We start from the raw sequence: 13,558 nt of genomic DNA on the forward strand, positions 1-13,558 counted from the left end.
TAGCGCTAATTAAAAATTGAGGTGTAACCTGATGCTTGATTTATAAGTCCTAATAAACAACTGATAAACGATAATAGTCTCCCGAAGGATATTGACTTCCGTAAGAGACCTCTTTTAAGAAAACAGCACAATGAAAAAATTACTTTTGATAATGGCATGCCTTATGGCGTGGGGGACAGCTTTTGCCCAAAAAAAAGGCACAATTAGCGGTAAGTTGCTTGCCGAAAACAACGAGGCTTTACCCTATTGTTTGGTGAAATTAGTGAATGTAGTAGATACTGCTAATACCAAGCAAACCGCTGCTAATTTAGATGGCATTTATCAGTTTTCTGCGGTTGATGCTGGTACTTACCAGTTGCAGGTTAAAATGGTAGGTTATCAAAATTATGCCTCTGCCAAGTTTGTTTTTAATGGATATGATTTGCAAATGCAGGCAATTAAAATGCAAAGTGTTAGTAAGCAATTGAAGGAGGTAAGTGTGGTAGCGCAAAAGCCTTTTGTGGAACGCAAAGCAGATAAAACAGTGCTTAATGTTGAGAATAACATTACCGCCACTGGAAATAGCGTTTTGGAACTTTTAGAGAAAGCTCCTGGCGTAACGATTGATAGGCAAAGCGAACAAATTAAGCTGAATAATAAGGCTGGTATTACTGTGATGATTGATGGTAAAACTAATTTCCTTTCGGGAACAGATATTAATACCGTTTTGAGCAACATGACTAGTGATCAGGTGGCAACCATCGAATTGATCACTAATCCATCTTCTAAATATGATGCTGCCGGTAACGCCGGGATTATCAATATTAAGTTGAAACGCAATAAAAATTATGGTACAAATGGTAGCATTTCGGCAAATACAGGTTTAGGAGATGTGAAAAATGGTCCATCAGATTTATATCGCCATAGTGCCAATTTGAATTTGAACTATAGGGCTGCGCAGTGGAATATTTTTGGAAATACATCTTACAATACACGTACGGGCTATAACCAAACTTTGTTGGATAGAACTGCTAACGTGGGCAGTACTGTAACGAAATTTGATCAGGCTTTTAACAGACGTCAAAAAGGTTCTGGCTACTCGGGTAAGCTTGGCGCAGATTACTACGCCTCCAAAAAAACAGTATTGGGTGTAATGGTAGAGCTAGGTACAGTTGATAATGAACAAAATGGATTTAGCAGTGCGAATATCAACGAATATCAGCAAAGCACAAAGAAACTTAGTTTCATCAACCAAAATAATGGCATTGAAGCCAAGTTTAGCAGCATTACTTCTAATTTTAATATTAAACACGATTTAGACAAAGCAGACGCAACATTAACATTTGACTTAGATTATGCGGGTTACGGGTTAGACAGGAACGATAGCTTTGATGCGCTTTACTTGGATGCCGCATTGCAACAAACTAATGCCTCTAATTTGCGCAATATTGTAAACGCTAAAATTAACGTGCTGGCTGCAAAAACAGATTTTACCTGGCCCTTTTCAAAAACATTAAAGTTTGAAACCGGATTAAAAAGTAGCATTGTAAAAACAAATAATGATTTTGTTTCGGAACAATTGGCCAATGGTCAGTGGAGTGATGTTTTAGGGAGATCGAACCTGTTCATTTACAAAGAAAACATCAACGCAGCTTATGCTAACCTGTCGCAAAGTTGGAAAAAATGGGAATTACAGCTGGGCTTAAGAGCTGAGCATACCAATAGCACAGGCACTTCGGTAACTTCAAATAAAGAGGTAAATAGGAATTATATCTCGTTGTTCCCTTCGGTTTTTGTGAAACAGCAGTTAAGCAAAAACCACAGTCTCAACTATTCGTACAGTAGGAGGATTGACAGGCCAAACTATCAGCAACTAAACCCATTTGTGCAATATTTGGATCCATACACCATCGATAGTGGAAACCCGTATCTAAACGCACAATTTACAGATAATTACGAGTTTGGGTACAGCTTCAAAGAATTTTCGTTATCTGCAAACTATGCCAATGTGAGGGGTATGATTACGCAAGTAAGTCGACAAAATGATGTAACTAAACAGATAGAAGTACAGCGAGAAAACTTCGGTAAAGCAGATTTGTACAGCGCCAACCTTTATGTTCCGTTAAAGATAACTAAGCAGTGGAGCATGCAAAATAATTTTTCGGCAATGTATCAAGATTACCAAGATGGTACATTGGTTGGGGCAGCTTATCAACGAGCCAAAGTTTCATTTAATTTCAATACCTCACAATCTATTGCATTTTCAAAAACGTTGCGTGCCGAGGTAAGTTTTTGGTTTGACTCGCCAAAGATTAGAGGTGTTGAGGAGACCACAGTTGCACAATACGCTTTAAATTTTGGAGTGCAAAAAACAATGATGCAAAATAAACTTAAACTGCGACTAGCGGTGGATGATGTATTTGCTACCAACCATTGGGAGGGAAGGATGCAGTATCAAAACGTTGATATGAACATTAAAAACTATTATTTAAGCCGAAGAGCTTCTTTTAGTTTGAATTACGCATTTGGCAACCAGCAGGTGAAATCGGCAAGGAACAGGAAAACTGCTTTGGACGATATTAAAGGTAGAACCGGAGGATAATAGCGATTAGGAACTAGTTGTAAACCGTAGTGACTAAAACTGCTGCCTAATTCCTTAAACTGACAACTAATAGCAACATGAAAAAGATATTTTTATTTTTTGCAATGACCCTTACAGTAATGGCTTGCAATGAACAAAGTACTTCGGTAGAAGTTAAAAAGACAAATGAACGTTTCGAACTTTCGGCTAAGTATCCGAAAAATAAGCAGCCTAAATTTGATGCCGTTTTGAAAGAAGTTTTTAAGGGGAAAGACAGCCTGCTTTTAAATCAGAACTTGAGCGTGGGAAAAGAACTAAAATTGAGTAACGGTGCTGTTTTTTATACCAAATACAACCCAGGCAAGCTTGAAATGGAGATGTTATTGGAAAGAAATAATATGAACGGCCGTAAGTACTTTGATACACTTAGCGCACAGGTAAAAAAAGCTTTGGAGTAGTGCTGTAATGAAAAGCTAAAGCTTGCAACATCTTGTTGGAGTTAATCCAATTAGCATTACGAAGATGCAGTGCACTTCGTAATGCTAAAATGAAGTAGCTTATTTTTCTTCTCCCTCTTTAATCATTGCTAATGCCTGAGTTTTCCAGTCTGATTCTATTTCCACGAAATTCGAATAGGCAAAATTATTTTCAAAATCAATTTTCTGTTTACCTTTTTCGAATTCTCCGGCTATGGCAATGTAATTTACCGGGTCCTCCTCGCCTTTGATTTTGAAGCTGTAAACGTAAGATATTTTGCCTTTGTATTCAACACTCCCAACTAACGAAATTTCGCTTAGCTCGTAATCATCAGAAACATAATCGTACACTAAAGCCTTGCAAAATTCACTCGGTTCCAAGTATTTTTTAGGCAGTTTGTGCAATTCGCCAATTTTATGGTATGCTTTCATGATGTCGTACCTGCTAGAAAGGCTATCAAGCTGTGCAATAATGATAGGTTGGCTAACAGGGAGTCTATTCTCTACCCTTAATCTTACAGCGTAAGACTTCAAGTAATCAGCAGAATCAATATTTAATAGTTTGCTAGTGAATTCGTCCAACAGCTTTTGATCTATTTTAGGAAGTATGCCTAAATACTGGTAGGTTTTCATTGGGAAGCTATCATTGCCAATTGCTTTTAATTCCTCATCCAAATCGTTTATTGCATGTTTGGTAATTGTTTTTGCATGTTTTGAAATCAGCTCTTTGTAAGTAGATACGCTGTCAGCATCTAACATGATATCTACTACATTCAACACATCGTATCGGTAATTTGGTTTGTCTATCAATGTTAAAAATTGCGGCATCCGACTGGCAACGTAACTGACAGAATCCTGCAGAGGTTCAAACAAAGAAACATCATCACTGAGTTTGAAATCAGATTTAAGCAGCTCGTCAAAGTACCAATCATAAGTAGTGCTATCAATTACTGTTAAACTTTTTAAAAGTCTAGCTCTATTATCAACGCTCAGACTATTATCTTGGTAAAACGACTTAATTACCGGGACGGCATCTTTATCCTTTATCAATTCTATCTTTTCAATGATTAATCGTTTTGTTCCGGTTGAGGAAGTATCGTCAGTATAAGGATGTTTGAAAGCACTGTAAAGGGCTGGCAATTCATCTTTTTCGAAGCTATAAAATTGAAATGCTCCTTTTGCGTATTTATGCGTCGTGGTATCAATGCTCTTCAAATCATCAACAATTAGTTTGGCTTTAGATGCTTTCAAGTCAAATAAAAGCGGCTTTCCAGTGGTTTTTGTCTGATTAAAAAAGGCATTTGCATCTGCTGATGCTACGTCTTCTTTGGAAGAAACCATTTGCTGTAGCAAAACATGGTTGTCCTGTGTCCAAAATTTGATTTTTTTAGTGTTGTTGCTAAGGGTATCGGTACCTACCATCTCTATACCTTTAATTTCACCTAACGAAATATCTTTTTTTACCAGATCAATTAAATTGGTGCTTAAATGGCGGATAAATAAATTTTGTAGTGAATCTGACGATGGGTTTCGATAATATTTGCTAATCTCCGAATGTTCTAATGAATATAAAGCACCCGATTTGTTGTTGGTATATTGATAAGTGATTAAGTTGATTACAAAATTGCCTACTTCATCTTCGTCGTCCTTTTGTGCTGGCGAAGGTTTAGGTTTCCCTGGCCAAGTAGTGGATATATTTTTTAAAGTAAATAGCGTGCTTTCACCTTTTTGATAAGGTAAAAAGGTAATCGATTTAAAAAAGTCATCTTCTGCTGTTTGATTTCCGTTTATATTCTGTCGAATAAATGCATATTGCCTATTCCCCCTTAAATAAACTTCTATATCCATACGCATTTGCTGTACTTCAACGCTCAGGGCTCTTCCTTCATGGCCGTTTTTGAATATCACTGTGGGTTCTGCCAGCATTTGTCCTTTTTCGCCAAGTTGCTTAGCCAAAGCATTAAACACCACGTTTTTATCTGCTAAATAATAACCTTCCGGGAAATCTGTGTACTTAAACATGTAATTGAAGCCACTTGCTAAATCAGTTGCCATATAAATATTTCCTACAGCTTTTTGTCCTGGTTGCGTTGGCACTTCTTGTATTTTAGGCTCAGTTGGAGTTTTTACCGAAAATGCTCCTTCCAAATTTGTTCTAATAGCCCAATTTTTGGTGTTGTCTGTAGGTGTTTTTGCTTCAAACGAATCGAAAAATAATTGCACATAGTTCGAATCAGTTTGTTCGTTTAAATCTTCGATAGTTAGCGTATGAAAATAATTGTTTTGCGTAAACATTCTGGAGACAGCATTCTTGCCGCTTTTTTCATACTTATATTCGAGCATCTGTACACCATTTCTAGTAAATCTTTTTGAAGCATTCAGCGTGATTTCTCCGGTTTTTATCATGTAATTTGCAACACTATCAGGAGTTAATTTTGTATTGTTGGAAGTAAAAAAACTTACAACCGAAAACACCAGGCCGCTCAACAAGTCAGGATAAATAATGCTTTTACTATCAACTGTTTCCTTTACAATAGGAATTGCCGACGGAAGTGATACCTTATAGATATCATTTTCATAAGTTTGCCATTTTAGTTTTAGTGGGTTAATGTTGGGCAAATTTGCTGAATTTTTAAATGAGGCAGTTTCTGGCGTTACTTGGTAACCTTGTTTTTTTAATAACGAGATCAATCCGTTTTCTCCTGGCAAATGAGCCACTCCAACACAAATAAATAAAGTTTCGCGTTTTAGGAGGTCTAAAATTCCGGCTAACATAACTTTGTTTCGCTTATTCATTTGAGGATCCGGAAATTGATTAACGTAAGAATTGATTTCCTTCAGGTCGCCTTTAATATATAAATCTAGCAGTGCATCGTACTGTGTTTTTCCCTCGTTCGTATCAAGTTCAATGAGCTTATCTATGTCGTCTTTATTTTTGAAATAGCCTTTTAATTGATCTTCGGTTTTTTCCAAACCGTAAATTTTCCTTTCGGAAGATTTAGCTATGCCATATAAATACATGTCTAAAAAGGTAGGCATGTCATCTTTCTTTTCCGTTTCCGGCTGTAAAAGCACATCAATCAAAAACCGGTTTTTTAGTTGTTCTTCATTAGGGGCTATGCCATATTTTGCAGTGAAACGCTGGATTATCACCAATTTCTGCTCATCCGTTAATTCAAAATCAATTTCATCTTTAAGGCCGGTAGCATAAATGCTATTCAACATGGAATCGGGGTGTAGTTCCATTACAAAAGCTGATGCTTTGTTGATAGACCGCATTAGAGAATCATTGAAATTGAAAGCGGCCCTGGTTTTCACATGCATGCTTCCAAACAAATACGAAGGCTTTTTTAAGTTCTTCCCGCTTATTTTCCAGAGTAATTCATGTTGTGGTTTTTGGGCGCTTAGTGTGGAAAAGGAGAATGATAAGATAAGGGAAAAGAGTAATTTCAAAAGCGAGGCTTTAGATAGAGCTGGGCTAGAAGTGGTCATTTAGATGTATTGCTTGTTTGTTAAAAATCATTGAATATACAAACAAAATCTGAATAACAAAGATATTGCTGCGGCTTTCCGAAGCTTTATTTAGTATTGTAAAGTACTAGCAATTAAGTTTTTGAGAGTGGTTTTCTCGGTAGATAAATAGCCGCTAAGCTGCCATATTTTACTTTGAAAAATTGTGGTTAAACAACAATGCCCAAGATTTTTAACTTGGGCATTGCGTGGAGACAAAACTTAAAAAATTGCTTGTCGATATGCTATAGCGGTTTGCTGATTACTTCACCACGTATCGCAAAACTGTTCTTCCTATATTTCCATTTTTATCAATTCCTTCAACCACAGCTTTGTAGGTTCCTTTGCCATCGGCATTATTAAATTCGAAGCTGATATTTCCTTTTTCATCAGTAATCAATTTCGGATTCCAATAAATGGTGGTTCTTAAATCATTGCTTGTAACCGGTGCATTAGGCAGGTACTTAGGCGAGTAAAAATTTCTCTCTTTACTGTAGCCCATTGGCGAGTATTTAAGTTCGTATTTTTTTGGAATCATGTCTAAAAACGCTTGCTTAGACATTTTCTCGCCTTTAGGTAGCTTTTTTGTATTAATTACAATAACGCCACGGGTGTTGTATGTTCTGTCAACCGTGCCAAGTGGGTCGTTCAAAAACAGCTCTATCGATTCTACATCGGATGCATTTACGGTATTAATGGCATTAACATCTACAAACATGCCGTTTAAGAAAATTGCCGCTGCAGTACGTACACCTTGGTTATAATCTCTGGTAATATAGAATTTCTGCTCGTTGAAATCGAAAGTGAAACTAGGAGCTTGAGTTTTTAGGCATTCTAATAAGAAGTTACATCCAGCAAACTGATTACCGTCGATAAACCTATCGGGAATTTGACTTAAGCCAGATAAGGCTGGATAATCCGAATGGCTAGGTCGTTTAATGGCTGCACCTTTAATCTCTACCGTTTTTAGTGTGCGCATAAACCGATATTGCTTTTGGCTGTTGCTTAGGTACGATGACATTAAGGTGTCGATATTTTCCACTTCATCAGGAGCATTTAGGTTGGTGCCTTTTGCTGCGCTAGGTGTTCCGTCCAACATAATCATTAAATTGTTGTAATTTGGATTGGAGCGGGCGGTAACCACCACTTGCGATGAATCAGGAAAGTTCAATTCAGTAAAATTGAATACGCCAACATTACTAGTGGTGATTTCTTTAGCAATAGGCTTGCCTGTAACCATCATTCTCATTGTGCCCTTTCTGATAGGCATTCCGGTTAAATCTCTTAACGTACCAGTAATGGTAATGCCTTGTTCGGGTAGTAAGAATATTTTAGGATATCTGCCGGCTAAAATCTCTTTGTACGAAAATCTTCTGTAACCCTGCGTTAACATTAAGCGGTCTAAATCTCCTAGTTTTTTATCATCTGTTTTATTGAAATAATAGTTCGGTTTTTCAACGTAGCCTTTCAAATCAGAGGTTAACAAAAGGGAACTTAAAATGGTTACTTCAGTGTTTTCATCAACAGGAACCTTTGCTTCATCCGTAACGCTTACTGAAAAATCTCCGGCTATTGGTTGGCCTTTGCTTTTCGCATCTAAAGTAAGCTTAACTTTTTGGCGAGGTTTGTAAGTGGGCAAGTCAGCCTTTAGCGCTAAATTCATAGCATCATTGTGCAGTACAAAAACCAAACGTTCACTAACTGGCTCACTTTTTTCGTCAAATAATGTTAATTGAGCAATGCCCGATGGGAAGTTTTGTTTCGGTATTTTGGCGTTGATGGCTTGGTTTTTTAAAGATAGCTTAGCGGCATAGGCAACAGCATTGGTGTTTTGCCCAACCAAATAAAAAACTTTGTCTTTGTTGGCTTCTAAAAAGGAAGCACTGGCCAATACCCTTAAATTAATTACATCCGTAGCTGCGGGGTTTGTTACCTGCAGCGTGATCCCTTCTTTTGCCTTAGGTAAATCTACGGTTTTAGTTATGCCGTCCTTAGTGCTGTACTTTGCTTTGTAATTTTTGTTGGCCTCTGGCGTAATGAAAAAACTTCCAATACCCGCAAACGAAGAGGTAAATGTGCCAACTTCAGTATTTTGGTCATCAATAATGGTTCCTTTTACATCAGTGCCTAAACCATTTGGCTTAATGGCCTTAAAGCCCACTTGGTTAGGTACACCAACTATAAACTCGCCCCCTTCAGGGAACAGCTGAAAATCTACGCCATTGTCGTTTTGCCTGATATTGAAACTCGCACTAGCCAATTCTTTGTCGCCCATACTTACATCGGCTACCAAAGTTCCTTTTTTTATAGGGTCATCTGCTTTGCTTGTTACCGTTACAGTAAGATAGCCATTGGCATCCGTAGTTCCTTTGCCTCTGCTATACACATCGTAATTATGAAATATGCGCCAGTTTACCGTTTTGTTGGCTAAAGGCTTTTTGCTGGTATCTTTAAATTGGATGCGGGCGGTTGTTTTAATGCCCTTATCAGCCGCTACATTTGATAAATTAATGTTTGTAATTAATTGCTTATCTATGGCTTCGCCAATTAAAATGTTTTTAGAAAAGAAATAATCTGGATCAAAGTTGAGCATCCACAGCGTATAGGCCCTAACATAATAGTTGCCTTGCTTATAGGTATTCATCGGCAATGGAATGTTACCGTAGGCCACACTGTTTTTTACCGGTAACTTTAAGGTTTGCACCAAGGAATCAACAGAATTATACATTTCCACGTAAACAATTTTGCTTAGTGGCGATGGAATGTTGTTTTGACTGGTAACATAGGCCTTTAGCCAAATGGTATCTGCTACTGCATAATAAGGTTTGTCGGTATGTAGATATACTTTTTCTAAAGGTTGTTCGTCGGCAAGGCGCTTGGTTTTATTGATAATGTTGTTTAGCGTGAGGCTGTCTTGTTGGGCATAGGCCGATGTAATAGCAAAGCAAAAAAGCAGGGTTAGGATTTTCGTCAATTTCATTCTTTATACAAATTCAATTATTGCGATGAAGCCGTCCTCAATTAAGGTACTTGTTTCGCAACGACGGTAAAATGCTAAATATATGGTTTATTGCTCAACGACGGGAAAATGTAGCCAAAGTTTAACAAAATTTTACAATATCAATTGTGTGGGCAAGGCTGGGCGTTGGGGTGGCTAAAGCCGAGATATGTGATAGATTTTCCTGGTTAGGGATAACTATCGGCACTGGTATGCTGTTTAGCATTTATTGCCGTCGGCATATTAGCCGACGGCAATGAAAATTATTTGTTAATGAAGAAGCTATCCTTAGATTGGCGTACTTTTTTCAAGTTTACTAACCAGTCGTTTGCTTCATCGCGGTAGCCAAGTGGCAATACGGTAACACTTTTCAAGCCTTGTTCATTTAGCTTCAAAATCTCATCGTATTTTGCACTGTCGAAACCTTCCATCGGTGTAGCATCAACTTTTAATAGCGCAGCTTCTGCAATAGCCAAACCAAAAGAAATGTAAGCTTGACGAGCAGCATGTTCAAAGTTGATATGCGCATCGCGGGTTAAGTACATGCTTTTTAAGCGAGCAACATAATCTGCAGTTGCATCAGCAGGTACACCACGCTCTGCATTGGTGCGGTTAAAAACTTCGTCAATACGTTCTTCGGTGTAGTTGTCCCAAGCTGCAAAAACAAGTACATGCGAAGCATCTACAATTTGCGATTGGTTGAAAGTGTGCGGTAACAATTGCTGTTTTAATTCTGGATCAGTAATTACTACCACTTTGAAAGGCTGTAGTCCAGATGAAGACGGCGCTAAACGGGCAGCTTCTAAAATTTGATCTACTTTGTCTTGAGGAACGGCTTGTCCGTTCATTTTTTTTGTGGCGTAACGCCAGTTTAATGCTTCAATTAAGCTCATGATTTTTAACGATTGATGTTTTTTATAAATCCTTGTGTTGCATCCAAAAGAATTTGCTGTTGCATTTCATTTGGGGCTGCGGTAATATTAACCATGCTAATGGAGGTAAGTCCGTGTAAAATTGACCAAAACGTGTGGAATTTCAGAAACTTGCGCTGCTCGTCAATCTCATCCATTAAGCTACTAATGCTCTTGATAACGATGCTGCTAAATTTGCCGATTTCCGCAATTTCCTGTACTTTTTGACAGCTAGGTATGCCTAAGCCAAACATCATTTTATAGTAGGCTGCATTTTTAAAAGCAAACTCAAAATAGGCTAAAGCCATTTGCGTTAATCGCGTCTCAGCATCGCCGTATTTTTCGTTTGTTTGTTGCATTGCAGTTGCTAGCAAATTAAAACCATGTTTTACAAACTCTTCCTGTATGGCATCCTTACTTTCAAAATGGGTGTACACAACGGGCAAACTATAGCCAATAGCATCAGCAATTTTTCTGATAGAAACTGCCTGCCAACCCTCTAAAAGCACAATTTGTTCGGTGGCTTCTAGGATTGCATTTTTAGTGAGTTCCCTTTGTTTTTGCCTACTATTTTTAACTTCCATTTTTTATGGTTAACACTGTTAGCAAAAGTAAAAGTTAACACTGTTAGCTAAAAGAGTATTTTTTGTTTTTTACCTGATTATGATAGAAGCCTAATGGGGTTGTTTGAACCGAATTATTTTTGAAATTTAATCTGTTAGCTTAAAATCCTCGAAATTTCATCAAAACTTAAATAATTGCAGAAACAATTTTTGCTTCGACAGGGTTTTTATTATGCATGCATAGTTGCTTGCATTAGTGTTGAACGTTAAAATTTTTGAGCGATGAAGAAGTTATTATTATCAGCCGTAGTTATGGTTGCTGCGTCAGCAAATGTATTGGCGCAAGATGGTAGGGGCTTTTATTTAAAACCTACAGGAAGTTATTTTATTAAAGTTACCCCAGTGGAGTTCCCTAACGTTGGTGAGCTGGAACCTAGAGACCGAGTTTTTAATATTAACCCATTAACGGGTGCGCAAACCTTAATATCAGAAGAAGCGATTACAGGATCTTTTGGACAAGGCTGGAGAGCAGGATTAACAGGCGGTTTTAGATTTAACCCTGTGGTAGCGTTTGAAATGGGCGTGAACTATTTTGAAAGTGAAAAGCAAACCATGGCACGCCAAACTGGATACAACCAGGCCAATGGAAGTCAATTGTTATCTATCCATTCGAGGGGTCAGGTAAAGGCGTTAGATTTAACTCCAACGTTGGTATTTCATGTGCCTACTTCCAAAAATTTTAGGCCATATTTAAAAATGGGTGCAGTATTGCCCGTTTATGGATTTTTAGAAATTAGTACTGATATTAACGATCAAACGGGTGCTGTGGCCAGTCAAATTAATCCAGCGTTGAGGGCGGTAGAATTAACTAGAGAAGAAAGAATAGAACCAAGACCTACCATTGGGTTTTTAGGTGCGGCAGGTTTTAGTGTGCCTATTGGAAATAAAATTAGTTTTTTTAGTGAAATAGAATATCGAAATGTTTCGGTAAGCAGTAAAGAGAAAGAGGTACGTAAATTTGAAGGTACTGGAACCACTTTATTGGGGACAAGGGTGCCAATTACCATCAATGATTTGCCAACGGCACAGCGTTATACCGATTATCATAAAAAGATTGACAGAAACTCGAATACGCCAGGTAATGCCAATTACGATCCAAATCAAAGAGGTGATGACTTACGATCGTACATTAATATTGGTGGTTTAGGGATGAATGTTGGTCTTAAGATTGGATTCTAAAAGTGATAACCAATATTGAAACAAAAAGCTCATGTTGAACCAACATGAGCTTTTTGTTTAGGTAAAAACCTAGAAACTGTTTAAATTTTTGTTGATTAACATAGAGGTGTCATGTTGAGCTTGTCGAAACATTCTTTAATAGGTAGTCTAGACAAGCTCAAACTGACAGGTAAAAAGTTTAACTGAAATTTAAACACGTTCTTAGCTATGTTATTTAATTTTTGCCTTAAATAGCTTTTCTAATTTATCCATTTTCGGTAAAATTACCGCTCTACAATAGGGTGCTTGTCCGTTTTTAATGTAGTAATCCTGATGATAGTTTTCTGCAACGTAAAATGGTTGCGCTTTTTCAATGGTGGTTACCACAGGCTTACCAAAAGCATTTTCTTTATTTAGCAAGGCTTTATATTTTTCGGCAGTAGCTTTTTGCTGCTCATTGTGATAAAATACCACTGATCTGTATTGCGTACCCACGTCAGCACCTTGGCGGTTCAAGGTAGTTGGGTCGTGTAATTTCCAAAATACCTCTAAAAGCTCGTCATAGCTAATTTTAGTTGGATCGTATTGCAGTTCAATTACCTCGGCGTGGTTGGTAGTTCCGGTGCAAACTTCATCATAAGTGGGGTTGGGCACATTGCCACCTTCATAGCCCGAACGTACATTGGTTACGCCATTTAAACGTTGGAAAACTGCTTCAGAGCACCAAAAGCAACCCATACCAAATGTTGCTTTTTCTAGTTTTGGTTTTTGCGCTTCGGCACCAATTATGGAGAAGAGAACTAAAGATGTCATAATTATCCTTTTCATTTTTTGTGTTTTTTAATGCTTTTTGTTGTTGTTGGCATTTTCAAAAAAACATTTTCGGCTGGAAAATATTTACTAAAACCTGCCTTTAACAAAGTTTAATAAATATACGCAAAACGTAACGCAAAAGTTCTTTAGCGGTATAAAAATGACAAGCAGCTTAATATTGAAAATTTGGATGCTATTTCATTTAGTGCAATTTCTTTTAAGCTGAACTATGATAGTAGCGCTTGTACTTGCATGGTAATAGATGCCTTAAAATACTGTCTTTTGTTAATTAGCCCCGATTGGCGTGGATCCCGATTTTTCATCGGGAGAAACAGAAAGCGGGACCTATAGAAAAGAGAAATTGCGCTCCAAATTATTATAACGTTATGCGGTTATTCGCAATAATAGTGTTTGTTGTTAATAACTTAAGTAATTGCATTTGAGTTTTTTGTGTTGATTTTTTGACTTAAAATAATGTTTGTTAACATAACTTTTCTAAATTTAACTTG

At 37.4% G+C, this 13,558-nt stretch carries 8 protein-coding genes; 3 read left to right on the top strand and 5 right to left on the bottom strand.

Annotation, left to right across the window (positions count from 1 at the left end; translation table 11 throughout):
- The first annotated feature begins 130 nt into the window (after positions 1–130).
- Together DUT68_RS08075 and DUT68_RS08080 are read left to right on the top strand one after the other, a co-directional pair.
- On the top strand, positions 131–2,581 hold the full coding sequence (locus DUT68_RS08075; protein ID WP_113637339.1) for a TonB-dependent receptor: 2,451 nt from the start codon (positions 131–133) through the stop codon (positions 2,579–2,581).
- A gap of 77 nt (positions 2,582–2,658) precedes the next feature.
- Positions 2,659–3,018: a hypothetical protein gene (locus tag DUT68_RS08080; RefSeq protein WP_157960802.1), complete on the top strand. Its 360-nt coding sequence runs from the start codon at positions 2,659–2,661 to the stop codon at positions 3,016–3,018.
- Between the two features lie 99 nt (positions 3,019–3,117).
- Here the strand turns inward: DUT68_RS08080 and DUT68_RS08085 are convergent, their stop codons facing one another.
- The 4 genes from DUT68_RS08085 to DUT68_RS08100 form a co-directional block, all read right to left on the bottom strand.
- Positions 3,118–6,528, bottom strand: a complete 3,411-nt coding sequence (locus DUT68_RS08085; RefSeq protein ID WP_113637342.1) for a TraB/GumN family protein — start codon at positions 6,526–6,528, stop codon at positions 3,118–3,120.
- A gap of 280 nt (positions 6,529–6,808) precedes the next feature.
- Positions 6,809–9,526: an Ig-like domain-containing protein gene (locus tag DUT68_RS08090; RefSeq protein WP_113637344.1), complete on the bottom strand. Its 2,718-nt coding sequence runs from the start codon at positions 9,524–9,526 to the stop codon at positions 6,809–6,811.
- A gap of 281 nt (positions 9,527–9,807) precedes the next feature.
- Positions 9,808–10,437, bottom strand: a complete 630-nt coding sequence (locus DUT68_RS08095) for an NAD(P)H-dependent oxidoreductase (RefSeq protein WP_113637346.1) — start codon at positions 10,435–10,437, stop codon at positions 9,808–9,810.
- Positions 10,438–10,442: 5 nt separating this feature from the next.
- Positions 10,443–11,039 carry a TetR/AcrR family transcriptional regulator gene (locus tag DUT68_RS08100; RefSeq protein ID WP_113637348.1) on the bottom strand — a complete coding sequence of 199 codons (597 nt, stop codon included), beginning with the start codon at positions 11,037–11,039 and terminating at the stop codon, positions 10,443–10,445.
- A 261-nt stretch (positions 11,040–11,300) separates the two neighbouring features.
- Between DUT68_RS08100 and DUT68_RS08105 the strand changes: the two genes are divergently transcribed.
- Positions 11,301–12,257, top strand: a complete 957-nt coding sequence (locus tag DUT68_RS08105; RefSeq protein ID WP_113637350.1) for an outer membrane beta-barrel protein — start codon at positions 11,301–11,303, stop codon at positions 12,255–12,257.
- A 210-nt stretch (positions 12,258–12,467) separates the two neighbouring features.
- On the opposite strand, the gene msrA is transcribed toward DUT68_RS08105, so the two are convergent.
- Positions 12,468–13,064: a peptide-methionine (S)-S-oxide reductase MsrA gene (gene msrA, locus DUT68_RS08110; RefSeq protein ID WP_113637351.1), complete on the bottom strand. Its 597-nt coding sequence runs from the start codon at positions 13,062–13,064 to the stop codon at positions 12,468–12,470.
- Positions 13,065–13,558: the final 494 nt, after the last annotated feature.

The sequence above is a fragment of the Pedobacter zeaxanthinifaciens genome, assembly GCF_003313335.1.
Lineage (GTDB): Bacteria > Bacteroidota > Bacteroidia > Sphingobacteriales > Sphingobacteriaceae > Pedobacter > Pedobacter zeaxanthinifaciens.

Excerpts from the sequence above, each read along its gene's own strand:
- DUT68_RS08075 (WP_113637339.1), top strand. The coding sequence starts at position 131 with ATGAAAAAATTACTTTTGATAATGGCATGCCTTATGGCGTGGGGGACA.
- DUT68_RS08080 (WP_157960802.1), top strand. The coding sequence starts at position 2,659 with ATGAAAAAGATATTTTTATTTTTTGCAATGACCCTTACAGTAATGGCT.
- DUT68_RS08085 (WP_113637342.1), bottom strand. The coding sequence starts at position 6,528 with ATGACCACTTCTAGCCCAGCTCTATCTAAAGCCTCGCTTTTGAAATTA.
- DUT68_RS08090 (WP_113637344.1), bottom strand. The coding sequence starts at position 9,526 with ATGAAATTGACGAAAATCCTAACCCTGCTTTTTTGCTTTGCTATTACA.
- DUT68_RS08095 (WP_113637346.1), bottom strand. The coding sequence starts at position 10,437 with ATGAGCTTAATTGAAGCATTAAACTGGCGTTACGCCACAAAAAAAATG.
- DUT68_RS08100 (WP_113637348.1), bottom strand. The coding sequence starts at position 11,039 with ATGGAAGTTAAAAATAGTAGGCAAAAACAAAGGGAACTCACTAAAAAT.
- DUT68_RS08105 (WP_113637350.1), top strand. The coding sequence starts at position 11,301 with ATGAAGAAGTTATTATTATCAGCCGTAGTTATGGTTGCTGCGTCAGCA.
- msrA (WP_113637351.1), bottom strand. The coding sequence starts at position 13,064 with ATGAAAAGGATAATTATGACATCTTTAGTTCTCTTCTCCATAATTGGT.